Origin of the sequence: Caballeronia sp. GAFFF2, assembly GCF_023631485.1 — a bacterium.
In the GTDB taxonomy this organism is placed as follows: Bacteria; Pseudomonadota; Gammaproteobacteria; order Burkholderiales; family Burkholderiaceae; genus Caballeronia.
The window spans coordinates 539,277-563,874 of sequence record NZ_JALQDA010000027.1; the positions used below are offsets into that span (position 1 = coordinate 539,277).

The 24,598-nt window shown below is 62.3% G+C and carries 23 protein-coding genes; 9 read left to right on the top strand and 14 right to left on the bottom strand.

Going from position 1 to position 24,598, the window contains the following annotated elements:
• Positions 1-122: 122 nt before the first annotated feature.
• From oppF to NCT04_RS18880, 5 genes are read right to left on the bottom strand one after another with little or no spacing between them, the layout of a single operon-like run.
• Entirely contained in the window at positions 123-1,115 is a 993-nt protein-coding gene (gene oppF / locus NCT04_RS18860) for a murein tripeptide/oligopeptide ABC transporter ATP binding protein OppF (RefSeq protein ID WP_250467158.1), read from the bottom strand.
• Complete coding sequence (locus NCT04_RS18865; RefSeq protein WP_250467160.1) at positions 1,108-2,106, bottom strand: ABC transporter ATP-binding protein; 999 nt, start codon at positions 2,104-2,106, stop codon at positions 1,108-1,110. The genes oppF and NCT04_RS18865 overlap by 8 nt, the downstream gene beginning before the upstream one ends.
• A 3-nt stretch (positions 2,107-2,109) precedes the next feature.
• Positions 2,110-3,000 carry an ABC transporter permease subunit gene (locus tag NCT04_RS18870; RefSeq protein ID WP_250467162.1) on the bottom strand — a complete coding sequence of 297 codons (891 nt, stop codon included), beginning with the start codon at positions 2,998-3,000 and terminating at the stop codon, positions 2,110-2,112.
• A 10-nt stretch (positions 3,001-3,010) separates the two neighbouring features.
• Positions 3,011-3,931, bottom strand: a complete 921-nt coding sequence (oppB, locus tag NCT04_RS18875) for an oligopeptide ABC transporter permease OppB (protein WP_244829572.1) — start codon at positions 3,929-3,931, stop codon at positions 3,011-3,013.
• Between the two features lie 7 nt (positions 3,932-3,938).
• Complete coding sequence (locus tag NCT04_RS18880; protein WP_250467164.1) at positions 3,939-5,558, bottom strand: peptide ABC transporter substrate-binding protein; 1,620 nt, start codon at positions 5,556-5,558, stop codon at positions 3,939-3,941.
• 402 nt (positions 5,559-5,960) lie between these two features.
• On the opposite strand from NCT04_RS18880, the gene NCT04_RS18885 reads away from it, so the two are divergent.
• Positions 5,961-6,863, top strand: a complete 903-nt coding sequence (locus NCT04_RS18885; protein ID WP_250467166.1) for a LysR substrate-binding domain-containing protein — start codon at positions 5,961-5,963, stop codon at positions 6,861-6,863.
• A 190-nt stretch (positions 6,864-7,053) separates the two neighbouring features.
• Here the strand turns inward: NCT04_RS18885 and NCT04_RS18890 are convergent, their stop codons facing one another.
• Entirely contained in the window at positions 7,054-7,524 is a 471-nt protein-coding gene (locus tag NCT04_RS18890) for a VOC family protein (RefSeq protein ID WP_244829566.1), read from the bottom strand.
• 166 nt (positions 7,525-7,690) lie between these two features.
• Here NCT04_RS18890 and NCT04_RS18895 point away from each other — a divergent pair, with 166 nt between their 5' ends.
• From NCT04_RS18895 to NCT04_RS18905, 3 genes are all read left to right on the top strand, one after another.
• Positions 7,691-8,452: an SDR family NAD(P)-dependent oxidoreductase gene (locus NCT04_RS18895; RefSeq protein WP_250467167.1), complete on the top strand. Its 762-nt coding sequence runs from the start codon at positions 7,691-7,693 to the stop codon at positions 8,450-8,452.
• A gap of 90 nt (positions 8,453-8,542) precedes the next feature.
• A complete protein-coding gene (ggt, locus tag NCT04_RS18900; RefSeq protein WP_250467169.1) occupies positions 8,543-10,276 on the top strand; it encodes a gamma-glutamyltransferase in 1,734 nt (577 codons plus the stop codon).
• Positions 10,277-10,605: 329 nt separating this feature from the next.
• Positions 10,606-12,012 (top strand): NCS2 family permease, encoded by a 1,407-nt coding sequence (locus NCT04_RS18905; RefSeq protein WP_244829561.1) that lies wholly within the window; start codon positions 10,606-10,608, stop codon positions 12,010-12,012.
• Between the two features lie 156 nt (positions 12,013-12,168).
• Here NCT04_RS18905 and NCT04_RS18910 read toward each other — a convergent pair whose 3' ends face one another.
• Entirely contained in the window at positions 12,169-12,321 is a 153-nt protein-coding gene (locus NCT04_RS18910; protein WP_244829554.1) for a hypothetical protein, read from the bottom strand.
• Between the two features lie 282 nt (positions 12,322-12,603).
• Here NCT04_RS18910 and NCT04_RS18915 point away from each other — a divergent pair, with 282 nt between their 5' ends.
• Both NCT04_RS18915 and NCT04_RS18920 read left to right on the top strand, forming a co-directional pair.
• Positions 12,604-14,121 (top strand): ATPase domain-containing protein, encoded by a 1,518-nt coding sequence (locus NCT04_RS18915; protein WP_244829552.1) that lies wholly within the window; start codon positions 12,604-12,606, stop codon positions 14,119-14,121.
• 4 nt (positions 14,122-14,125) lie between these two features.
• A complete protein-coding gene (locus NCT04_RS18920; protein ID WP_250467170.1) occupies positions 14,126-15,805 on the top strand; it encodes a response regulator in 1,680 nt (559 codons plus the stop codon).
• A gap of 39 nt (positions 15,806-15,844) precedes the next feature.
• On the opposite strand, the gene NCT04_RS18925 is transcribed toward NCT04_RS18920, so the two are convergent.
• Entirely contained in the window at positions 15,845-16,114 is a 270-nt protein-coding gene (locus NCT04_RS18925) for a DUF1488 family protein (protein WP_244829549.1), read from the bottom strand.
• Complete coding sequence (locus NCT04_RS18930) at positions 16,115-16,489, bottom strand: hypothetical protein (RefSeq protein ID WP_250467172.1); 375 nt, start codon at positions 16,487-16,489, stop codon at positions 16,115-16,117.
• Positions 16,490-16,941: 452 nt separating this feature from the next.
• Between NCT04_RS18930 and NCT04_RS18935 the strand changes: the two genes are divergently transcribed.
• Positions 16,942-17,277: a hypothetical protein gene (locus NCT04_RS18935; protein WP_250467174.1), complete on the top strand. Its 336-nt coding sequence runs from the start codon at positions 16,942-16,944 to the stop codon at positions 17,275-17,277.
• A gap of 42 nt (positions 17,278-17,319) precedes the next feature.
• On the opposite strand, the gene NCT04_RS18940 is transcribed toward NCT04_RS18935, so the two are convergent.
• The 4 genes from NCT04_RS18940 to NCT04_RS18955 all read right to left on the bottom strand — a co-directional run bounded on the left by NCT04_RS18940 (position 17,320) and on the right by NCT04_RS18955 (position 21,136).
• Entirely contained in the window at positions 17,320-17,784 is a 465-nt protein-coding gene (locus NCT04_RS18940; RefSeq protein WP_244829546.1) for an RbsD/FucU family protein, read from the bottom strand.
• 78 nt (positions 17,785-17,862) lie between these two features.
• Positions 17,863-18,978 (bottom strand): succinylglutamate desuccinylase/aspartoacylase family protein, encoded by a 1,116-nt coding sequence (locus NCT04_RS18945; RefSeq protein ID WP_250467175.1) that lies wholly within the window; start codon positions 18,976-18,978, stop codon positions 17,863-17,865.
• An 82-nt stretch (positions 18,979-19,060) separates the two neighbouring features.
• Entirely contained in the window at positions 19,061-19,870 is an 810-nt protein-coding gene (locus tag NCT04_RS18950) for an ABC transporter substrate-binding protein (protein WP_244829543.1), read from the bottom strand.
• 129 nt (positions 19,871-19,999) lie between these two features.
• Complete coding sequence (locus NCT04_RS18955) at positions 20,000-21,136, bottom strand: calcium:cation antiporter (RefSeq protein WP_250467177.1); 1,137 nt, start codon at positions 21,134-21,136, stop codon at positions 20,000-20,002.
• Positions 21,137-21,388: 252 nt separating this feature from the next.
• Between NCT04_RS18955 and NCT04_RS18960 the strand changes: the two genes are divergently transcribed.
• Positions 21,389-22,363, top strand: coding sequence for a GGDEF domain-containing protein (locus NCT04_RS18960; protein WP_250467179.1), 975 nt, complete (start codon positions 21,389-21,391; stop codon positions 22,361-22,363).
• Between the two features lie 61 nt (positions 22,364-22,424).
• Here the strand turns inward: NCT04_RS18960 and NCT04_RS18965 are convergent, their stop codons facing one another.
• On the bottom strand, positions 22,425-22,856 hold the full coding sequence (locus NCT04_RS18965; protein ID WP_244829538.1) for an OsmC family protein: 432 nt from the start codon (positions 22,854-22,856) through the stop codon (positions 22,425-22,427).
• Positions 22,857-23,202: 346 nt separating this feature from the next.
• Between NCT04_RS18965 and NCT04_RS18970 the strand changes: the two genes are divergently transcribed.
• Positions 23,203-24,543 (top strand): NAD(P)/FAD-dependent oxidoreductase, encoded by a 1,341-nt coding sequence (locus NCT04_RS18970; RefSeq protein ID WP_250467181.1) that lies wholly within the window; start codon positions 23,203-23,205, stop codon positions 24,541-24,543.
• Positions 24,544-24,598: the final 55 nt, after the last annotated feature.

Consider the following 24,598-nt stretch of genomic DNA (forward strand, 5'->3'; position numbering starts at 1 on the left):
GTCGGGACGAACGTGGCAAACGGCTAGGGCGAACAGAAGACGCGCCATGCTGCGCGCGAGCGAAATTGATAGTGCTTTATGACGAGTTTCCGGGTTCCTCTATTCGACGTGTTTAGATGTAATCAAGCAAAGAAGCAGGCGGCGGAGGATTTCTCCGCCAACGCGCGCAACGTGGGCGTCTCGAGCGAACAACGCGACTCGGCCATGGGACAGCGTGTATGAAACACGCAGCCCGATGGCGGGTCGATCGGGCTCGGAATATCGCCGGAAAGAATCTGCACGACCTTGGCGCGCTCGACCGACGGGTCCGGCACCGGCACGGCCGAAAGCAGCGCGCGCGTGTACGGATGGCGCGGCGTTTCATAGAGCGCGTGTTTGTCGGCAAGCTCCATCACGCGGCCGAGGTACATCACCATCACGCGGTCGGAGATATGGCGCACCACGGCGAGATCGTGCGCGATGAAGATCAGCGAGAGCTTCATCTCCTTCTGAAGCGACTTCAGCAAATTGACGATTTGCGCCTGGATGGAGACATCGAGCGCGGACACCGGCTCGTCGCAGATCACGAGTTTCGGCTCGACGATCAGCGCGCGCGCAATGCCGATGCGCTGACACTGCCCGCCCGAAAACTCGTGCGGATAGCGGTTGATCATCTGCTCGCGCAGACCCACCTTCGCCATCAACGCGCGCACCTTAACGTCGATCTCGTGCCGGTTCATGCCCGGCCGATGTTCGAGCAAAGGCTCCGCGATGATCTGCCCGACCGTCATACGCGGATCGAGCGATGCCAGCGGGTCCTGAAAGATCATCTGCACGTCGCCGCGTACGCGATGCCATTCGCGCGTCGATGCTTCGCGCAACGGCGCGCCCATCCACACGATATCGCCGGCGGTCGCTGGGATGAGGTTGAGAATGGCGCGCGAGAGCGTGGACTTGCCGCAGCCCGATTCGCCGACCACGCCGAGCGTTTCGCCCGCCTTCAGATCGAAGCTCACGCCGTCGACGGCCTTGAGCGTGCGCGACGGCGCCCACGGCAAGCGCTTCTTCGACTTCACCTGAAAATGCACGCGGACATCGCGCACGGAAAGTATCGTCGGGGCCGATGCATCAGACATGGCTCGCCTCCTGATAGCGGGTGATCATGTCTTCGGCGGGACGATGGCAGGCGCGCAGCCAGTGCACGCCATCGACCGGCCGCAACGCGGGCACGTGCTGCACGCAGTCTTCGGCGGCATGCGCGCAACGTTCGTGAAACGGGCAGCCCGCGGGCGGATGCGCCATGTTCGGCGGATTGCCCGGAATGCCGGTCAGTTCGCCGCCGCTCTTGTCTAGACGCGGCAGCGCGCGCAAGAGCCCGATGGTGTACGGATGCGACGGCTTTGCAAACAGGCTGCTTGCATCGCACTGCTCCATCACGCGGCCGCCGTACATCACCATGACCTTTTCGCAGAGACCGGCCACCACGCCGAGGTCGTGCGTGATCAACACGATCGACGTGCCGAAGTCGCGCTGCAGATCGCGCAGCAATTGCAGCACTTGCGCCTGCACGGTGACGTCGAGCGCGGTGGTCGGTTCATCGGCGAAAAGCACTTCGGGCTCGCAGAGCAGCGCCATGGCGATCATCACGCGCTGACGCATGCCGCCCGACAACTCATGCGGATATTGTCCGATACGATGTGCCGCTTCCGGGATGCGTACCGCTTCGAGCATGCCGATGGCGCGCTTTTTCGCCGCGCGGCGCGTCATGTTCTTGTGCAGTTCGAGCACTTCGGTCATCTGCCGTTCGATGCTCAGGTACGGATTGAGCGAACTCATCGGGTCCTGAAAGATCATCGAGAGACGGTTGCCGCGAATGCGGTTCAGCGCCTTGCCCGACAGCCCGAGCAAATTTTCCCCGCGATACAGCGCCTGCCCGCTCGCGCGTCCGTTCGATGCAAGCAGCCCAAGCATGGCGAGCACGCTCTGGCTCTTGCCCGAACCCGATTCGCCGACGATACCGAGCGTTTCCCCCGCTTCCAGCGTGAAGTTCACGCCGTTGACCGCGCGCACGGTGGCGTCGTTGGTCTTGAACTCGACCTGTAGATCGCTGACTTGAAGTAGCGGCATGACTCACCTGTCCTTCGGATCGAGTGCGTCGCGCAAACCGTCGCCGACGAAGTTGATGCAATAGAGCGTGATCGAAAGCAGCGCCGCCGGACACAGCAAAATCCACGGCGAGGTTTCCATCACGCCTACGCCGTCCTGAATCAGCACGCCCCAGCTCGTCATCGGTTCCTGCACGCCGAGCCCGAGAAACGACAGCACGGATTCGGTAAGAATGACGCCGGGCACCGTGACGGTGGTATAGATCGCGACGATGCCGAGCAGATTCGGCACCACATGCCGCACGATGATGCGCGAGGTCGGCACGCCGATGGCGCGCGCCGCTTCCACGTATTCCTTCGAGCGGATGGCGAGCGTCTGGCCGCGTACCACGCGCGCCATGTCCATCCACGAGAACACGGTGATGGTGAGCACGACGAGATAGAACTCGCGGCCGAGCAGCGTGACCATGAGAATGGCGATCAGCAGGTACGGAATGGCGTACATCATGTCGACGAAACGCATCATCGCGTTATCGATCTTCCCGCCGATGAACCCCGCCAGCGCGCCCCACACGATGCCGAGCGTGACCGATGTCAACGTGGCGAGCGCGCCGATCACGAGCGACACGCGTCCGCCGATGAGACAGCGAACGAGCAGATCGCGCCCGGTTTCGTCGGTGCCGAAGAGGTGCCAGTTTTCGAACGTGGGCGCGGCGCTCATGGCGTTCCAGTCGGCGGAATCGAACTGATTCGGCAAGAGCCACGGTCCGACTACGCAGATAAGCGTGATGACCGCGAGCAACGCGAGACTGACCACCGCCGCCTTGTTGCGCACGAAGCGCGCGCGGGCGTCCTGCCAGGGGCTTCGGCCCGCGACGGCCTGTTCCAAGAGCGGCGCTAAAGATACGGATTTCATTGGGCGCCCTTTAGTAACGGATCTTCGGATCGAGCCACGCATAGGCGAGGTCGACCAAAAGGTTGAGCAGCACGGCCACCACCGTGACGAGCACGACGAGTCCCAGCACCAGTGTGTAATCGCGGTTGGCCGCGCCGTTCACGATCAGCTTGCCGATGCCCGGCAACGAGAACACGGACTCCGTCACGACCGCCGCCGTGATCGATGAAATCGCGAGCGGACCGAGCACCGAGACGACTGGAATGAGCGTGGGCTTCATCGCATGGCGAAGCACGATGGTGCGCATGGGCAAGCCCTTCGCGCGCGCGGTGCGGATGTACTGCGTGTTCATCACTTCGATGAGACTCGCACGCGTCACACGGCCCACGGTGGCGACGTTGATCATCACGAGCAGCGCGATGGGCAGCACCATGTAGCGCATCTGAAAGTCGTTCCAGCCGCCCGCGGGAAGCCATTTCAGCGCAATGGCGAACACGAGGATCAGTACCGGCCCGATCACGAACGAGGGAAACGCGTTGCCCGCGTTGCTCACGAACATGAGCGCGTAATCGATCATGCTGTTGCGCCGAAGCGCCGCCGCCACGCCGAAGGCGACGCCGATAATGATGGCGAGCAGCATCGACACGCCGCCGATGGAGAGCGACACCGGCAAGGCGCGCAGCACGAGTTCGTTCACGCTCCAGTCGGCATAGCGGAACGAGGCGCCCAGGTCGCCGTGCAACAAGCTGTCGAGATACAGCAGGTACTGCTTCCACAACGGCTCGCCGAGGTGATACTTCGCCTGCAGATTCGCGAGCACTTCGGCGGAAACCTTGCGCTCGCCGTCGAACGGACCACCGGGCGTGGCGTGCAGCAGCAAATAGCACACCGTGATCACGATGAGAAGCGTAGGCAGCGTGAGCAGCACGCGCCGCAATGTATAAGACCACATAGGTATCTCAGTGCTTGACGATGTAGAGGTCCTTGCTGCCGTAGTGATCCATCGGATTCTTGAGCGAATAGCCGCCTACGTAGCTCTTCACCAGTCGCGGCAGGCCGTATTGCAGGAGCGGCAGGAACGGATAATCCTCCATCACGAGTTTCGCCGCCTGCGTCTGCAACTGTGTGCGCTTCGCCTGATCGGTCGTCTCGCTGGCTTGCTGCGCGAGCGCGTCGGCCTTCGGATTGCAATTGAAGTTGTCGTTCTGCTCGGACTTGCACTGCACGAGCGTGAGGAACGTGGTGGCGTCGTTGTAGTCGGCGACCCAGCCATTGCGCGCGATCTGATAGTCGCCCTCGTGACGCTTCTTGACCAGAACCTTGAATTCCATCGATTCGATCTGCGTGTCGAGGCCGAGCTTGGTCTTCCATTCCGACGCCGCGAAAATCGCCATTTTCTTGTTGTAGTCGCTCGTGTTCATGGCGAAACGCAGCTTCGTGCCGGGTTTCACGCCGGCTTGTTCGAGCAGTTTCTTCGCTTCCTCGACGCGCTTGGACATCGGCCAGGCAGACCAGTCATATGCCGATACATCCGCGCCCTGCACGCCCTTGGGCATCAGCCCGTACATGGGCGTCTGGCCGTCGGCGGTCACGCGCTGCGCGAGCAGATCGCGGTCGATCACCATCGACAAGGCCTTGCGCACGCGCACGTCCTTCAGGAGCGGATCGCGATTGTTGAAGCTGTAATAGCGCGTGCCGAGGATCAGCGAATTGCGAATGTCGTTCGGAAACTGCTGGCGATACTTGGCAAACGTGCCAGTCGGAATCTGATAAGTCATGTCGTTATCGCCCGACTGGAAGACCTTCACGTCCGTGTTTTCGTCCTCGACGGGCAGATAGGTCACTTGCGTCAGCTGCACATGTTCCTTGTCCCAGTAACTCGCGTTCTTCGTCAGCACGAGCTTGCTGTTGACCTGCCAGTCCTTCAACTGAAACGCGCCGTTGCTCACGAGCTTGCCCGGCTTGGTCCAGTCTTTCCCATATTTCTCGACGCCCGCGCGATACACCGGCGCAAAGTTCTGATTCGACATCAGTTCCGGGAGGAACGGCACGAGGCCGGCGGTCTTGACTTCGATCGTATAGGCGTCGATGGCGCGCACGCCGAGCGCGCTAGCCGGCTTCTTGCCCGCGACGATCTCGGCGCCATTCAGGAGAAACGGCCCGAACACGCTCGCATAAGAAGATGCCGTCTTCGGGTCGATGAAACGCTGCCAGCCGTACACGAAATCGTTTGCGCTGACAGCCTCGCCATTGGACCAACGGGCGTTCTTGCGCAGATGGAAGAGCCAGGTTGTTGCGTCCTTCTGCTCCCACTTTTCGGCCACGCCCGGCACCACGGTGCCGTCCGCGTTGGCGGCGGTGAGGCTCTCGAACAGGTCGCGCGTGACGTTCGCCGCCACGACCGTTTCGACCAGCGCGGGGTCGAGCGTTTCGACTTCGGAGCCGTTATTGCGCACCAGTTCCTGCTTGGCGGCAAGCGTAACGCCCGACGGCACGATGGCAGCGTGCGCCGACATCGTGAAGGCCAGCGCCGCGAGCATCGCGAGAGCGTATTTGGGCGTAAGTGAGGTCGTGCGCATTGCGTTTTCCTTCTTGTCTCGTTGTCTTGGTTATCGTTGCTGTTGCGCCGGTCGTTTAGTTCGGCTGCACTAAACAATTGGCTCAACGAATCATCAGGGCTAGATTCGTAGAGCCCGAAGCAATGCCCCCGCGCGCCGCGGCCAGCCTTTGGCTTACGCCGGGCCTTTCATCGCGCTTCTAGGTTGGCGGCGAGTATTTCGTATCAATAAGACGGATGCCACTCACATGTGGTTATAGTGACTAAATTTTTCGAATACTCGTGCGAATTGTTGGCAAACACACACGGCCGGCATGCGTCAAAGCGCAGCGAAAAGGCAGTAAAGCATTGTTTCCTATAAGATCTGCGTCCTCGCAGTACCGAAACTGCACTACCAGAGCCGCTTGACAAAGCCGTCCCCAAAATGATTCGTTTTCGCCAGATCGAGGCATTCCGTAGCCTCATCATGACGGGCACCAGCGTCGGCGCCGCCCGCAAACTCCATGTGACGCAACCGGCCATCAGCCGCCTGATTGCCGATCTCGAAGCCGATCTCGGCTTCAGCCTCTTCAGCCGTATCGGCGGCCGTCTGAATCCGACCAACGCGGGCCTGCGCTTCTATAAGTCCGTCGAGGAAAACTTCCTGGGACTGGAGCGCCTGAAACAGGTCGCGCAGATGATCCGCGACGAAGCCTCGGACGGCCTGACCGTCGCCTGCATGCCGGTGTTGGCCACCACGTTGTTGCCGCCCGTGCTTGCCGACTTCACGGAGCGTCATCCGGGCGTGCCGATCAAGGTGGATTCGGTGAAGGTGCCCGAGGTGCTCGTCAGCCTGCAAAATCACACCGCCGATGTTGCCTTGAGTCAGGCATTTCCCGCGGTGGCAGGCATTGAAGTCGAGACCTTGCTGAAAGCGCGTGCGCTTTGCGCCATGCCCGCGTCGCACAAGCTCGCTGCGAAGAAGATCATCCGTCCGGACGACTTGCGCGGCGAGAAGCTGATCGGCTGGCTGCCCAATGCGCGGCAGCCTTACGAGGCGGAGCAATCGCTCATTTCGGCGACCGAAGAAAGGCCGCGCTACACCGTGCTCACCGACACTGCCCACACGCGCTATGCGATGGTCGCGGGCGGTCTGGGCGTGTCGATCGTCGAGCCGTTTGCGGCCAAGGTCTGGCGCTCGCACGGCGTGGTCGTGCGGCCGTTCGAAACCGATATCGAATATGAATACGCGCTGTCGTATCCGGGCAGCGGCATTCGTTCGGATCTCGTCGCGTCGTTCAGGGAATCGGTGCGGCGCGTGGTCGAGACGTATTCGTTCGATGCGTAGCGGCTTCGTTCGAGCGTGGCGCGCGGTTCACCCGCGTTTCGATGCGTAGTGAATTCTGCGCCGCGCTCGCGCCGACAAGCGCGCTTCGTAGCTGGCGAATTAATCGCGGCGCGTCGTTCCGACGGACGCGTGCTCCACGCGAGCCGACTCGTCGCGCGTATCGTAAGCGCGTCAGATGGGCGTTGAAGAATCACGCCCCGCCAAACAACGCCTCCGCCCTCCGCTGCATCTCCTCCGGCGACACATCTTCGCGGTGCGTTGCCACCCACCACACATGCCCGTACGGATCGCGGATCTTGCCGCCGCGATCGCCATAGAACTGGTCTTCGACCGCGCGCAGAATGGTCGCGCCCTGGTCCACCGCGCGCTGGGCAACGGCATCGACGTCATCGACATAGAGATGCAGCATCACCGGGCTGCCCCCTATGGAGAGCGGGCCTTTCACATCCATCTCCGGAAATTCGTCGCACAGATAGACGACCTTGCCGCCGATAGACAACTCCGCATGCCCGATGCGCCCGCCCGGCTGTTCGAGCCGGTAGATCTCGGTAGCGCCGAACACCTTCGTATAGAACTCGATGGCCGTCACGCCGCCCGCCACCGCGATGTACGGGATCACGCCCTGACGGTCGGCGGGGATGGGATCGACTTGTGCGTTCATGTGCGTCTCCTGGTTTCACTTCGACGTGAGCAGATGAACATGTTGCCACTGTTTGCGGCCGGTTTGGGCGCGGCTTGCGCGCCGCCCGACGCCGCCCGCGAATGCTCCGTATACTCTTGGCTGGCGCAACCTGTCCCGTTCATAAAACAACCACACTGGAGCACTCATGCACGATCTGAAAGGCAAATCGATCCTCATCACCGGCGCGAGCACGGGTATCAGCGCGGCGGCGGCGCGTGCGTTCGGCCAATACGGCGCGAATGTCGCGGTGCACTACAACAGCTCGAAGGACCAAGCCGAGCAAGTCGCGAGCGACGTGCGCGCGCTGGGGGTCTCGGCCGTTACCGTGGGTGCGGACGTGCGCGATTCGAAGGCCATCGATGCCGCCGTCGCCGCGACAGTCGAAGCGTTCGGCAAGATCGACGTGCTCATCAACAACGCGGGAAGCCTCGTCAAGCGCGAGCCGATCGGCGACGTTACCGACGAACTCTTCGACGAAGTCATGCATATCAATGCGCGCTCGGTGGTTGCATTCACGCGCGCGGCGCTGCCCTCGCTGCGTTCGGGCGGCGGCGGTTCGATCATCAACGTGACGTCAGTCGCGGCGCGCAACGGCGGCGGTCCGGGCGCGCTGCTTTATGCGGCGTCGAAAGGCTTTGTCAGCACGATCACCAAGGGCATGGCCAAGGAACTGATGGGCGATCGCATCCGCGTGAACGCCGTCGCGCCCGGCGTGATCCAGACGCCGTTTCAGGAGCGCTTCACCTCGCCGGAACAGCTCGAATCCTTCCGCAAGTCGATTCCGATGGGCTTCATAGGCGAGCCGGACGACTGCAGCGGCGCGTTCCTCTATCTCGCCTCCGAGGCTATGTCGCGCTATGTGACTGGCCAGATCATCGACGTGAACGGCGGTCAGTTGATGCCTTGAGCGCATGATGCGGCGCGTGCCATTTCTTGGCGCGCCGCGAACATGGTATAAGCGCTTACAACCCCGAAAAGCCTAAGGAGAACGCAGGAGATGCAGTCGAAAAGAGAACCGCGCTTTCGCACGCTCGCATTGAGCGCCATCGTTGCCTCGGCGCTTCTGGCGGCCGGTTTCGTCGAAACCACGCCCGCCGTTGCCAAGACCGCGGACACTCAGCCGCAAGTCCTCACCGCCTCGGCCGTGGCGGTTGCCGACAAGTTCGCCGCCGACACCGCCGAGCAGATCCTGAAGCAAGGCGGTAACGCGGTCGATGCAGCCGTCGCCATCGCCTTCACGCTCGCGGTGACTTATCCGGAAGCGGGCAATATCGGCGGCGGCGGATTCATGACGCTGTACGTGGATCATCGTCCGTACTTCCTCGACTATCGCGAACGCGCGCCGCTCACCGCCACACGCAACATGTATCTCGACGACAAGGGCGAGGTCATCAAGGGCATGAGCCTTTACGGACATCGCGCGGTCGGCGTGCCTGGCACGGTGGAAGGCATGTGGCAGGCGCAAAAGCGCTTCGGCAAGCTGAAGTGGAAGCAGGTGCTCGCGCCCGCCATCAAGTATGCGGAAAACGGCTTTCTCGTCGACGATCAACTGATTTCCCGGCGTGACGCCGCATCGAAGGATTTCGCCGGCAAGACGAATTTCGATCTCTACTTCGGCGGCATGAAGGCGGGTCAGGTATTTAAGCAGCCCGATCTCGCGGATACCTTGCAGCGCATCTCCGACAAGGGCGCCAAGGGCTTCTACGAAGGCAGAACGGCCGAGCTGATCGCCACTTCCATGGCGGGCCACGGCCTCATCACGTCGCGCGATCTGAAAGACTACAAGGCGGTCTGGCGGCAACCGATCGTCGCGAGCTGGAACGGCTATCGCGTGATCACCGCGCCGCCGCCGAGTTCGGGCGGTGTCGGCCTCGTGCAGTTACTCAAGATGAAGGCGGACCTGAAGGACAAGTTCGAAGGCGTGCCGCTGGATTCGGCGCAGTACATTCACCTCGTCGCGGAAATCGAGAAACGCGTCTTCGCCGATCGTGCGCAATATCTCGGCGATCCCGACTTCTACAAGGTGCCGGTTGCACAACTCACCGACGACGACTACATCCTGAAACGCGCACAGGAAGTGAATCCCGACAAGCCCTCGGAGACGAAGAGCGTGCTGCCGGGCCTCGGTACATCGATGCCCGAGAAAGCGGAGACGACGCACTTTTCTGTCGTCGACAAATGGGGCAACGCGGTGTCGAACACGTACACCATCAACGGCTACTTCGGCTCGGGCGTGATCGCCGAAGGCACGGGCGTCGTGCTCAACGACGAGATGGACGACTTCGCTTCCAAGCCGGGCGTGCCGAACATGTTCGGCGTGGTCGGCAGCGACGCCAACGCCATCGAGCCGAAGAAGCGGCCGCTGTCTTCCATGACGCCGACCATCCTCACGCGTGACGACAAGGTCGCGATGGTGATCGGCACGCCGGGCGGCTCGCGCATTTTCACGTCGATCTTCCAGGTGCTCTCGAACGTCTACGACTTCAACTTGCCGCTACCTGAAGCCGTGGGCGCGACGCGTTTTCATCATCAGTTGCTGCCGCCGGACACGATCTACCAGGAGCCGTTCCATCAGCTCGATCCGGAAGTCGTGAAGCAGCTCGAAGACAAGGGCTACAAGTTCACGATGCAAGGCTTCAATGGCGACATTCAGGCTATCCGCATCAACGGCGACACGCCCGAGCCCATGTCCGACCCGCGCGGACGCGGTGTATCGCGAATCATGCAGTAATGGGTTTGTCAGGGCGTACGTGACGAAGCATTCACCCCCAACGCCGGCCTAGGCATTTGCCCTAGTCCGGCGTTTATCGTTCTGGCGGGAAGCCCCAGCCAGCTTAGGACTCTCAGAAATATAAGAATGTTGGCATGAGCGGCATGTTTTCCACGGGATTGGACCTCGCGTTGCGTTCCCATAGTCTTTGTCCTGACCGAGTGCAGCCATCAGCGGCGAGCACGAGGCTACATCCAGAACTAAATACGAGACGACCCTGACGACGGACCGCAGTGCGCTTGATTGCGCGCACGGTCGACCGTTTCAGCGTGCTGATAAAGGAGCAGCTCATGTTGGAATCCCCCGCCCAGCAGCTTGGCGACATCGACATTTCCCCTATCGAACGAGAGGACACGGCACCGACCGCGAGCGGCGGCTTTCTTGACCGCTACTTCGGCATATCGCTCGCTGGCAGCACGGAAAAGACCGAAGTGGTCGCGGGCATCACGACCTTTCTCGCCATGGTCTACTCCGTGTTCGTCGTGCCGGGCATGCTCGGCAAGGCCGGTTTCGATACCAGCGCGGTGTTCGTCGCCGTGTGCCTCACGACCGCGTTCGGCTCGCTGCTGATGGGCGTATGGGCGCGTCTGCCTATCGCGATTGGTTGCGCCATCTCGCTGACCGCATTCACCGCGTTCGGTCTCGTGCTCGGCAAAGGCCTCTCGCCTGCCATCGCACTGGGCGCCGTGTTCCTGATGGGCGTCGTTTTCACCGCGATCTCCGTGACTGGCGTGCGCTCGTGGATCTTGCGCAATCTGCCGACGGGCGTCGCGCATGGCACGGGCATCGGCATCGGCTTGTTTCTGCTGCTGATCGCGTCCAACGACGTCGGCCTGATCGTTAAAAATCCCGCGCCGGGTATGCCGGTTTCGCTGGGCGCAATCCGCGCATTTCCCGTGCTGATGTCGGTGCTCGGCCTGGCGGCGATTTTCGGGCTTGAACGCCGGCGCGTGCCGGGCGGCATTCTGCTCGTGGTGGTCGGCCTGTCGGCTATCGGCCTGATCTTCGATCCGTCCGTGCGCTTTCACGGCGTGTTCGCGCTGCCTTCGCTCGCGACGCCGGGACACGCGTCGCTCATCGGCGCGATGGACATCAAGGGCGCGCTCTCGATGGCCGTGCTGCCGAGCGTGCTCGCACTCGTGATGACCGCCGTGTTCGATGCCACCGGAACGATCCGCGCCGTCGCGGGCCAGGCGGGTCAGATCGACGCCAACGGGCGCATCGTCAACGGCGGACGCGCGCTGACGGCCGATTCGCTCAGCTCGATCTTCTCCGCATGCTTCGGTGGTGCACCGGCGGCGGCGTATATCGAATCGTCGGTGGGCGTGGCGGCGGGCGCAAAGACGGGGCTTGCGGCAACGGTCGTCGGCCTGCTCTTTCTCGCGGTGATGTTCCTTTCGCCGCTCGCCGGTCTCGTGCCCTCCTACGCGACGGCGCCCGCCTTGATGTACGTCGGCCTGCTCATGCTCGGCAACGTGAGCAAGCTGCACATGGACGATACCGTCGACTCCATGTCCGGGCTCGTATGCGCCGTGTTCATCGTGCTGTCGGCGAATATCGTCACCGGCATCATGCTTGGCTTCTGCACGCTGGTGATCGGGCGGATCGTGGCGGGCGAGTATCGCAAGCTGAACGTGGGGACGGTCGCGATCGCGATCGTGCTCGCGGTGTTCTATCTCGGCGGCTGGGCGATCTAGACGTCGCCATCCGATGCGACAACGGCGCGCTCTCCGTGCGGAGGCGCGCCGTTGTCGCTCTGGCGAGCTGCGGTACGCGCTTGCAAAAGACAAACGCCCCGGGAGCCATTCGCTTCCGGGGCGTTGCTTTGAAACTCTGACCGGGTACTGTCCGACTTACTTGGTGCGGCGATACGATTCGACGAGCATCTCGCAGTTTTGCAGATGCAATTGCAGCGCGCGATTCCACTCACGGCGCACCGTTGCCTTCGCCGAGCGCAGGAACGAACCGAACGAAACGAACAAAGATTGTTGAGCGGTGGTTTTCATGGCGTCTCTCCGGTAAAGAATCAGGGTAATTAGCTAGGGGATAACCCTAACTATACCCTTTTCATGCTGCATTGCAACCAAATCTTAAAAAGCGTCGCTCTGGTTTGGATTTTTGCAACAGGAATTTGCTGGATAGTAGGTAAATTTAACGAACGTCGCAGCGCCGGCGTGTACTGGCTCGCTTCTTGCAACCGCCACGCGAGGCGCGGGCGTTCTCCAATGTTTTCCGATTGCTCGCGCGAAAGGCCAGATAAAAGGCCAGACAACAGAAAGCGCGAGCACATGCCAGAAAAAACCACGCAAGCCCTGCCCGCCCGCATTCCAACGGGCATCGAGGGAGTCGACGACATTCTCGGCGGCGGATTGACGCCGCATCGCATGTATCTGATCGAAGGTGCGCCGGGTGCGGGCAAAACGACTCTCGCCTTGCAGTTCTTACTCAAGGGCGCGGAAGTCGGCGAGCCAGGTCTTTATGTGACGCTTTCGGAGACGAAGGAAGAACTCGTCGCCGTGGCCGAAAGCCATGGCTGGGACACGAACCGCTTCACCATCATCGAGCTTCTGTCGGACGAAGGGCTCGACCCGCGTTACGAGCAGACCGTTCTGCATCCCGCTGAAGTGGAACTGGGCGAAACCGTGCGCGATGTCATCGCGCAAGTGGATGAAGTGAAGCCCGCGCGACTCGTCTTCGACAGCTTGTCCGAGTTGCGCATGCTCTCGCAAAACCCGCTGCGTTATCGCAGACAGATTCTCGCGTTGAAGCGTTACTTCGCGACGCGCGCCTGCACCGTCATGCTGCTCGACGACAACACGTCCGAGCCGGGCGATCTGCAGTTGCACAGCATCGCGCACGGCGTGCTGTGCCTCGACAATCTCGTGCACGACTACGGCGGCGAGCGCCGGCGCCTGCGGATTGCGAAGATGCGCGGCATCAAGTTTCGCGAAGGTTTTCACGACATGACGCTGAACACCGGCGGCATTGAAGTCTATCCGCGTCTGATCGCGTCTGAACATCACGCCGATTTCTCGGCAAAGCCGCTCAGCACCGGCACGGCCGGGCTGGATGCGCTTCTCGGCGGCGGCCTCGTGCCAGGCACCAATACGCTCATCGTCGGGCCGTCGGGCGTGGGCAAGACGACCACCGTGACCTCGTGTCTGCTCGCCGCGCTCGAACGCGGCGAGCCGTGTGTCTACTATCTCTTCGATGAAACGCGCACTACGCTTTTGCGGCGCTCGACGAGCCTCGGCATCGATCTGCGGCCGCATCTCGACAGCGGCTTGCTGAACTTGCGCCAGGTCGATCCCGCCGAAATATCGCCCGGAGAGTTTACGAGCAGCGTGCGACAGAGCGTCGAACAGGGCAACGCGCGCTACGTTGCCATCGACAGCCTGAACGCGTATCTGCAAGCGATGCCCGGCGAGCGCTACCTGCTCCTGCAAATGCACGAACTGCTCACCTATCTGAACCAGCGCGGCGTCATCACGATGCTGGTGCTGGGGCAGCATGGAATCATCGGCGAAATACAGAGCGACGTGGATATCAGTTATCTCAGTGACGTGGTCCTGCTGTTTCGCTACTTCGAGCGACAAGGCGAAGTGCTGACGGCGCTGACCGCCGTGAAAAGCCGCGCGAGCGGCCATGAGCGCTCGATTCGTCAATTTCAGCTGGGCGCGGGCGGGCTGAACGTCGGCGAGGCATTGCGCGACTTCGAAGGCATTCTGAGCGGCCTGCCTTCGTACAAGGGCGGCACGGCCATGCTGGTTCCCGACACCAGTCACGCGGGCTCCTCGGGGAACTAGCGCCATGGAGTTTCGCGTTCTGATAGTGGCGCCATTCGGCCGCGATGCCGACGTAATCGCCGATGTCCTCGCATTCGATGACCGCGATTGCTTCGCGTGCGCCGATTCGGTTTGCCTCACCGCCGAACTCGACCGCGGCGCGGGCACTGCCATCGTCACCGAGGAATCGCTCAAGAGCGACAACGGCGAAGTGCTCGCCGCCTGGATCGACCGGCAACCGGCGTGGTCCGACTTTCCCATCATTCTGCTTTCAGGACGCGCAACCGAACGGCGCTCGGCCGCGAGTATCGACATGCTGGAGCGTCTTGGCAACGTGCTCGTCCTCGAACGTCCGCTGAACTCGGAGACCTTGCGCCGCGCGGTGATGTCGTCGCTGCGGGCGCGTGCGCGCCAGTACGATGCGCGCCGGCATCTCGCGGAGTCGGAGCAGCATCTGATCGCGCGCTCGAAGGCGCAGGAAGCGCTCGAACGGCTCAACGACTCGCTGGAAAGCCGTATCGCCGAGCGCACCCAGGAACTGGCATCGGCAAATAATCGCCTGATGCGCGAAATACACGAGCGCGCCAAGGTGCAGGCCGTGCTCGTGCAGTCGCAAAAGATGGAGGCGCTCGGGCAATTGACAGGCGGCATCGCGCATGACTTCAACAATCTGCTGAATGTCATCATGGCGAACGCGGAATTGATCGCGCGAATCAGCAGCGACGAGCGCGTGCGCAAAATGGCCGCGACGACCAAGCGCGCCACCGAACGCGGCGCCAAGCTCACCGCGCAGTTGCTGACGTTTTCGCGCACCAGCAATCTCGATCTGAAAGCGGTCAACGTCGCGTCGCTTTTGCAAGGCATGCGCGACATCATCTCGATCTCGCTCGGCTCGTCGATCGCGTTCACCACGACCTCCGATTCCGAAGATCTCTGGACCCAGGCGGATGCCAATCAGCTGGAACTGGCCGTCCTCAATCTCACGATCAATGCGCGCGACGCCATGCCCGGCGGCGGGCGCCTAACGATCCACGCGGGCGAGCGCCCCGCGCCCGACGAAACCTTCACGGCTGGACGCTACGTGGTCATCCGTGTGAGCGATTCGGGCTCGGGCATCGAGCCAGGCGTGCTGTCGCGCGTGTTCGACCCGTTCTTCACGACCAAACCAGTCGGCAAAGGGACGGGGCTCGGCTTGAGCCAGGTCTACGGCATCGCGCGGCAGGCGGGCGGCGTGGCGCGTATCGAAAGCGAACCGGGCAAAGGGACGAGCGTCGAAATCTGGTTGCCGCTGGGCGCGAAGGATTTGCAGGAAGCCGACGTTGCGCTCAAACCCGAGGACAGCGCATCGGGCGCGAAGCGCATCCTCGTGGTCGAAGACGACGAAGACGTGCGCGAGATGCTCGTCGAATGTCTGCAGACGCTCGGCTATTCGGTGACGCACGCCTGCGACGGCCCCAACGGCCTCAAGCGCCTGCCACTGGACCATCCCGATCTGATGATGGTCGACTTCGCGATGCCCGGCATGAACGGCATGGAGGTGATCGCGAAAGCGCGTGAACTGCGTGCCGATCTGCCGGTGATCCTGGCAACGGGCTATGCGGACGTCGATGTATCGAAGATCAAGGAAAAGCGCTTTGCCGCGCTGCGCAAGCCGTTTCAGCTCGATGAACTCGCGCGCACGGTGCGTATTGCGCTGGACAACTGAAGCCGCCGCGACAACGTGACGATTGAACGGCGTTGAACCCTACTCGTGGATCGTATAACGATTCTGCGGGCCGCCCGTGTAGAGACCCTTCGCCAGTTCGAGAATGCGTTCGCGATTGCGGTCGAACGTGGCGAGCAGCGCCATCTCACCCGTGCCCATGCCGGGATTCAGCGCGGCAAGCGTCTTGTCCTCGACCAGAAAGCTGATCTCGCGCTTGCTGTCGTAACCCCAGAAGCACACGCCGTGTCTTGCGGCGTCGTAGCTGCGGCTGGGGTTCGGGAAGTTGAGGACTTCCGCGGGCTTTCCCATCTAGACACCCGGGCCCACGTAACGCCACTTGCTCGCGTTGACGTCGATAAGCGCGTCATTGTCGCGGCGCTTTTGAGCGCGCTCGCTGTCCGCGTTGCTCAGCGCCGATGCACGCGACTTCTGCGCGATCGTATATTCGCTTTGTTTGACGGCCACGGCGGGATTGACTTTGGGTCTCGTTGTCATGCTGGTTCCAGTCCGGAAAGAGAAAACATCGGGACTCGGTGGTGGGCGTCTGACTTCCACTTCGATGGCGAAGTCAGAATAGAGCGTCGTCACGCCATGCACCGAGGACAGCTTGAACGAATGTCGCGCTAAGGCTATTTCTTCTTCACGGATGCGCTGGCTTCCGCGCTTTTCTTGGGCGTGGCCCACGATACAGCCGCTGCCGGCGACTCTACTTTCTTCGGCTGTTTGGGCTTTTTAGCCTCTTTATTTCCGCGTACCTGACCTTTTGCCATGATCCTGCTCCCCGACTTGCACAGACGCGAAGGCGACTGCTGCGCCACATAGTGTGGGCGCTTTCGGAGGAACTGTCGCGATTTATTTTTTACCGGCAGTTTTGAGGGAATGAAAGCACGGCTCGAAGCCTTTTCGAAGCTTTTATAGCATGCCTTAATATCAAGCCGAAACAGCCTCATTCTGCTTGTGCCTCCCCGATACCGTTTGCTTTTCGCTCGCTTTGAGCGCATGGTGAGGCAGCATCACTACACGTTGAAACTGCCCTGATCCGCATTTGTCCAGTACTGGCGGCATCGCTTATCGAGCAAGTTTTCTGACTGTCATTTCACGAGACACGTCGCACCAAGCCGCGTGCATTTGACAACGTGTTCGCGTTTCATGGCGAGCAAACCTTCGACGAGTTGCCGGTCTCGAAAGAGCCGGTATCGGAAGAACTTCGCTGGCGGCGCGAAACCAGCCAAAGCCAGTTTTCCGACAACGAAGGTGAATCTATGTGGACCTGCATACGATGCAACGGCAGGATCTCGCGCGCCAAGGCCGAAGCTAGCGTCGACAGCTTCGGCTGCTATTTTATCTGCAAGGTATGCTCGCGCCGTAATACGCTCGTGGATGTCTCGCTTCCCGCCGGGCCGACCCTGCTTGCGCAGGCGCCCGACAGAAAGCCGCGCTGGGTTGCCCGGCCGGCTATTCTGTTTTCATGATCGCGGTCAGGCGCCGCAAACTAGTGTCAAGAAATCAGCGCGTCATTGCGCCGGCGTGTCCGGCGCGAGTTGCACGCCCTTCTTGAAGATGAAGCAGCCGTAGCCGCGCGCTTCGCTCGTCTGAATCACGCAATAAGCCTGTTTGGCGCGCTCGTAAAAAGCGAAGCGCTCAACGGGCGCGAGCGGAACGGCGCGGCCTTCGGCGTCGTCGACTTCGCGTTGTACTTCACGCTGTACGGCAGGCAGCGCATCCGGGTCGCCGACCACTTCCATGCGCTCGGCGGGATGATCGACGAACGTATCCAGCGGCAGCACAGACAACACGGCCCGCACCGCACGCGGCGCGTTGATGCCGTCGAGACGCAGCAATTGTCCGCGCACGGTCTGACGCGCGACGGAATCGCCGGGAAAGTTGGCGTCGCAGATGACGACTTCATCGCCGTGGCCCATCGCGCAGAGTGCGTGAAGGATGTCGGCGTTGAGCAAGGGATCGAGATTCTTCAGCATGTTCCTGTCGTTCTCCGTGGACATTGAAACCGAGTTTGCCGACGTATGGTAACCGCGTGGGACGACTCGTCGGCAACTTCAAGGCACGAGCAGGTCGCCTTCGCGCCGGACTTCCGCGCCCGCGATGCGCGCCACCAGCATTCCCGCCGTCGCGAACCGCGTCCAGTGCCGCGCGTACAGCACGCCGTCACTCTGCGCGATGAGCGGCACGAGTTCGTCATGGAGCGGATCGAGCACTTCAGCGACGACATCGCCCGCGCGCACTTTCTCTCCAACTTCGCGCGCATGCAGAATCACGCCGGAGATCGGCGCGTGAAGGTATTCGCATCCGGCAAGCGGCGTCGGCGGATTGGTGAGCGCGGGCAGCGCGGGGGCATCGCCCGAAATAAAACCCGCGTGCGTCAGATAATCGACGATTGCCTGTGCATCGCGCGCAGCGGTTTCGCGCGATACGTCGCGCACGCCGCGCAGTTCGAGAGTGACGGTTGCCGCGCCCCGAGGAATGGGGAAGCGTCCGGCGAACGCGTCACGCAGATAACGCCACGCCGATACGCACGCTTCGTCGAACGGCTCGCCGCCCGAAACGTCCGCGAGCAATTGCGCCTCGCTGCCGAGATAGCGCGCAAGCGGTTCGATCCGAACCCAGGCCTCGGGCGTCGTGTAGAGATGCGCGACGGCTTCCCAGTCGCAATGCATGTCGATGATGAGATCGGCATCGCAAGCCAGCGTCATCAGCGCGATGCGCTGGGATTCGAGTTCGGTCGCGGGCTCGAGCGCCGCGAACGCATCGCGCAAGGCGGCGCGGATGGCGCGGGCGTTGTGCGCTTCATCGCCAGTCAGGTGTTGCTTGAGTCCATCGACGAGCCTCGGCCCAAGCGCGGGAAAGCGCCGGTTGAAATCCTGTCCGGACTGCATGTCGAAGCGGCCCATTTGCGTGCCGAACCAGTGCTGATTGAGCCCGGCCGGATTCGCCACGGGCACGAGCACGATCCGCGCGTTCAGGCGCCCCGCCGCTTCCAACTCCGCGAAATGCCGCTTGAGATACCACGCGACCACCATGCCCGGCAGTTCGTCGGCGTGCAGCGATGCCTGGATATAGACCTTCGGCCCATGTTCCGCGCCGAAGGCGTAGCTCGTGATCGCGCGCCCCGTTCCAGGCGAAGCGGCGACGAGCGGATGGTGCGTGATCTGCATCGAATAAATTGCCTCGTAAAAAGAGAAAGGCACCGCAAGCGATGCCTTTTCGGTCGATACTCGGAACGCTAAACGCCAGCGCTTACTGAATCGAGATATCGGTGGCGAAATACTTCGCCATGATGCGCTTGAACGTGCCGTCCTTCTTGATCGCGTCGAACGCCTGGTCCAGGCCGTTCTTCAGATCGGCGTCGCCCTTGCGCAAGCCGATTGCCGTGCCCGGACCGATGATCGCCCGGTCTTCGACAATCGGCCCAACGAGCGCGAACGCCTTGCCTTGCGGCTTCTTCAGAAAGCCGATGGCGGCTTGCGCGGCATCGGTGAACATGGCGTCGATACGGCCCGCGACCAGATCGTTCTCGACCTGATCCTCATCGCCGTAAGGCACGACGGTCACACCCTGCGGTTCCCACTTCACGCGCGCGTAGTGTTCCTGCACCGTGCCCTGTTCGACGCCGACGCGTTTGCCCTTGAGCGCCTGCGGCGTCGGCAAAATGCCCGAGCCCGCGCGCGCGACGAGTTGCGCGTGGGTATCGTAGAGCGGCTGGGTGAAATCGATCTGCTTCAGGCGTTCTTCGGTAATGCCCATGTCGGACAACACGGCGTCGAACTTGCGCGCCTTGAGGCCGGGAATCATGCCGTCGAAACTGTTTTCGACCCACACGCATTTGACCTTCATCTGCGCGCAAAGCGCATTGCCGAGGTCGATGTCGAAACCGGCCAGCTTGCCATCCGCCTGCTTGGATTCGAACGGCGGGTAGCTGGGATCGACGGCGAAGCGGATCTGCGTGAGTTCCTTGGCGTGAACGGAAACCGAGGTGACGGCGAGTGCTGCGAGCATCGCGGAGAAAGCGAACGATGCGGACTTGCTGACTGACTTCTTGAACGACATTCCAATCCTTCGAGACTTGCGGTGAAAATTGACGCCGGAGCGATTACTGCCAAGCGCGTGACGGGTCGACGAAACCCGCGGCGCGCGCCGGAAAATCGTGAATGGTAACAAAACCGCATGCGTCGATGCTCATGGCACGACGGTCAGGAACAGGAACGCCGCGAAGATCACCAGATGCACGACGCCTTGCAGCACGGTCGACCGCCCGGTGCCGAGCGTGATCACGGAGACGAGCAGCGTCACCGCGAGCATGGTGATCTCCTTCGGCGCGAGCCCGAGGGAGATAGGCTGGCCGATGAGGATCGACACGATCGCAACCGTGGGAATGGTCAAACCGATGCTCGCGAGCGCCGAGCCTAGCGCAAGGTTCAAACTCGTTTGCAGCCGGTTCAGACGCGCCGCGCGCAATGCCGCGAGACCTTCGGGCAACAAAACGAGCGCGGCGATCACCACGCCGACGACCGCCTCGGGTGCACCGGCTGCCGCGACGCCCGCCTCGACCGCAGGCGACAAGAGCTTCGCCAGCCCGACCACGGACAAAAGCGACAGCACGAGCAAGCCGAGCGCGGTCCATGCGGCGGCGTTGGTCGGCGGCGGCGCGTGGGGCACGTCGTCTTCCGTGGCGGTTAGCTTGACGACATCCGGCACGGCTTGCAAAAAGTAGTCGCGATGCCGGATGGTCTGCACGAACACGAACACCACATACAGCACGAGCGAGATCACCCCGACGAACACGAGTTGCGAAGTGGACAAGCCCGGTCCCGGCACGGTGCTCGTGAAGTTCGGCAGGACGAGCGTGAGCACGGACATGGCGCAGAGAATGGCGAGCGCGGCGCTTGCGCCCTGCAACTGAAAATCCTGCACGTGATGCCGCATGCCGCCGATCAGCAGACACAGCCCCATGATCGCGTTGCTGCAAATCATGATCGCGGCGAACACGGTGTCGCGCGGCAAGCCGGCTTTTTCGGGGCCGCCGGACAGCATGACTGAGACGATCAGCGCGACTTCGATCACCGTCACCGCAATGGCCAGCACCAGCGTGCCGAACGGCTCGCCGACGCGATGCGCGACTACTTCGGCATGATGCACGGCCGCGAACACCGCGAACGCCAGCGCGATGGCAGCCAGCGCCATGAGCGCGGTGTTGTGAATGAGCGCGGTGGCCACGAGCACGACGAGCGCGAGAATCGGGGTGATGACGGTCCAGTCGAACTTGAATTTCAATGGGCGCTCCATGCGAATCAGGTAAAGGGGTCGTCGGTTCATGGCGAAGTGCCACCATGTCCGACCCGCCTGCGCGACGAAGGTGCGCTGCAAGGGCGATGAAAGCGCCGTGACAAAGGGCCGCGGTCCATCGGCATGATAGCGAAAACGCCGCGCGGCGCGAGACTGTCGAAGCGAGCGCTGCGCTCGGCTTCGTGCTGAAGAATTGGCGTATTTGTCGGAGAATAAGCACTGTTGCCGATTGTCCCGTCGTCAGCGGCCCTGCCGCCAAACCGTCTCAGGAAACGGAGATCCATGCTCGTCGCGCCCAAACCCCCGACCGAAGCCGCCCGGCTCGCCACGCTGCGCTCGCTGAATATCCTCGATACCCCGCCGGAAGAGCGCTTCGACCGTCTCACGCGCCTGGCGCGGCGTCTGTTCGGCGTGCCGATCGCGCTCGTGAGCCTGATCGATGAGAACCGGCAGTGGTTCAAGTCGTGCATCGGTCTCGATGTGCCGGAGACTTCGCGCGATGTGTCGTTCTGCGCGCACGCCATTCTGCATGACGACGTGTTGATGATTCCCGATGCGCGCATCGATACGCGCTTCCACGACAATCCGCTCGTGACTGGCGCGCCCGGCATTCGGTTCTACGCGGGGCATCCGCTGACGGTGCCCAATGGCAGCAAGTTGGGCACGCTTTGTCTCATCGATACCCGTCCCCGCGAATTCGACGGCGAAGAGCGCAGCCTCTTGCGCGATCTCGCGCATATCGCGGAACAGGAGATCGCGGCGATCGAACTTGCAACCGTCGATGACCTGACGCTCATTGCCAACCGTCGCGGTTTCGAAGCGCTAGCGCGGCATGCGCTCAATATCTGCAAACGGCTCGATCGGCGCGCGTCGCTGCTGTTTTTCGATCTCGACGATTTCAAGCGTATCAACGACACCTTCGGTCACGCGGAAGGCGACCGCGCGCTCGTCACTTTCGCCGATGCCTTGCGCGCTTCGCTGCGTGCAAGCGATGTCCTCGGCAGGCTTGGCGGCGACGAATTCGTCGCGCTCCTGACCGACGCGAGCGATGAGGAAGCCGCCCACGCGCTCGAACGTCTGCGCGCAATGCTGGCTGCGCACAATGCTTCGGCCACACGCGGTTACGAGATTCGCTTTAGCGTTGGACAGACGCAGTTCGATCCCGCGCAGCATGCGAGTTTCTTCGACCTTCTGATCGAAAGCGACAGCAAAATGTACGCGCATAAGGCCGAGAGGAAGAACGCGGCGCGGCATTAAAAAACGCGGACGGTCGAGATGACCGGTCCGCGTCTTTTCACTCGAACCACGCCTCGAACGCTCAGGAAACCAGTTCGGCGTTCAGCGTAATCTTCGCGTTGCCCGCAAATAGCTTCGACACCGGGCAGCCTTCCTTCGCGGCCTGCGCGGCCTTGTCGAATGCAGCCTTGTCGGCGCCGGGAATCTTCGCCTTCAGATCGAGTTGACACGCGGTGATGGTGAAGCCTTCGCCGTCTTTGTCGAGCGTGACGGTCGATTTCGTTTCCAGGCTTTCGGCCTTCAGACCCGCGAGTTCGAGTTGCAGCGAAAGCGCCATCGTGAAGCAGCCAGCGTGCGCCGCGCCGATCAACTCTTCCGGGTTCGTGCCCGGACCTTCCTCGAAACGCGACTTGAAGCCATACGGCGCTTCGTTGAGCACGCCGGTTTGCGTCGAGATGAAACCCTTGCCGTCCTTGATGCCGCCGCTCCACTTCGCCGATGCTGTCTTTTGCATGAAAGTTCTCCAGAGATGGGGTGAAATTGCGTTGACTGGCGCCAATGGCGCGTGACGCATGCGGCCCTGAGTTCGCACGCGCCGTGCCTGACGCTCGATGACGGGTGCTGTCGGACGCGGCGCATCCGCTTGTGTTTGCTCCTGGACGCCGCGCCTGCCCTATCGTAGCGGATCGCCGGCGCATGCGCAGACAGCGTGCAACATGCGCTGCATGCCCTAATGCAACATCGCGGCAATTTCATTCATATGGTCAAAAAGAGGCGCATCCCTTAGCATGACTGCCTCCCGGCTCAACCTGACCGACACATGAACGTAACGGCACGACTTGACGAGCGCGCGTCCTGACATGGGACCGCTGACAGAACGTATCGACGAAGACAGAACGCTGCCCGAACGGGTCGACGTGGTCGTCGTGGGCGGCGGCGTGATCGGCATCAGCACCGCGCGCTCGCTGGCGGCCAAGGGCTTGTCGGTGGCGGTGTGCGAGAAAGGGCACATCGCGGGCGAGCAGTCGAGCCGCAACTGGGGCTGGTGCCGCGCGACACATCGCGACCTGCGCGAGCTCGAACTCAGTCTCGAGAGTCTGAAGCTGTGGCGTCGCATCGATGAAGAACTCGGCATCGACACCGGCTTTCGCGAGTGCGGCATCCTCTATGCCGCCGACGACGCCAAAGCGCTCGCCGATCACGAAGCGTGGCTCGCGCGCGCGGTCGCAAAAGTCGGCCGCGACGCGCTCGACTCGCGCATCATCTCCGCCGATGAAACCGCCGCGCTGATGACCGGCGCGTCACGCCGCTTCGCGGGCGGCATCTACACGCCCGGCGACGGCCGCGCCGAACCGCAACGCGCCGTCCCGGCGATGGCCGCCGCGCTGCGCAAGCGAGGCGTCAAGATCCTCACGCCCTGCGCCGTGCGCGGCGTGGAAACGAGCGGCGGCAAGGTCAGCGGCGTGGTGACGGAATACGGACGGATCGCGTGCACGAGCGTGGTGGTCGCGGGCGGCGCGTGGACGCGGCTCTTCGCGGGCAATCTCGATGTCGATGTGCCACAGCTCATGGTGCGTTCGTCGGTCATGCGCACAGCGCCGCTCGAAGGCGGTCCCGACGTGAGCGCGTGCAATCACGCGATGGGTTATCGCAAGCGGCTCGACGGCGGCTATACCATCGCCAACGCATTCCGCAACTACAGCGACATCACGCCCGACAGTTTCCGGCTGTTCTTCAAGTTTTTGCCCGCGCTCAAAAGCCAGCTCGGCGCGCTCAAGCTCGGCTTCAACGCGCGCTTCTTCGAGGAACTACGCCGTCCGCGCCACTGGCCACTGAATCGGCCGACGGTATTCGAGTCCGTGCGCACGCTCGACCCCGCGCCTGTCGAGGCCTTCAACCAGCGCGCGCTCGACGAATTTCGCGCGGTTTTTCCGGCGCTGGGCGCGGTGAAAGTCGAGCAGTCGTGGGCCGGCTATATCGATGTAACGCCCGATGCGGTGCCGGTCATCTCGGGCATCGACGGAACGCCCGGGGTGTTCATCGCCACGGGATTTTCGGGGCATGGTTTCGGCATCGGTCCCGGTGCGGGTCGGTTGATGGCGGATATCGTCGCGAACGACACCCCGCTCGTCGACCCGCGCGCCTTCCGTCTGTCGCGCTTCTTCGACGGCAGCAAGATCGGGCTCGACGGCGGGTTCTGAGCCGGCGAATCTTGAACGCGCCGCGCCATGCCTACATCGACTCGCAGCACGCGCT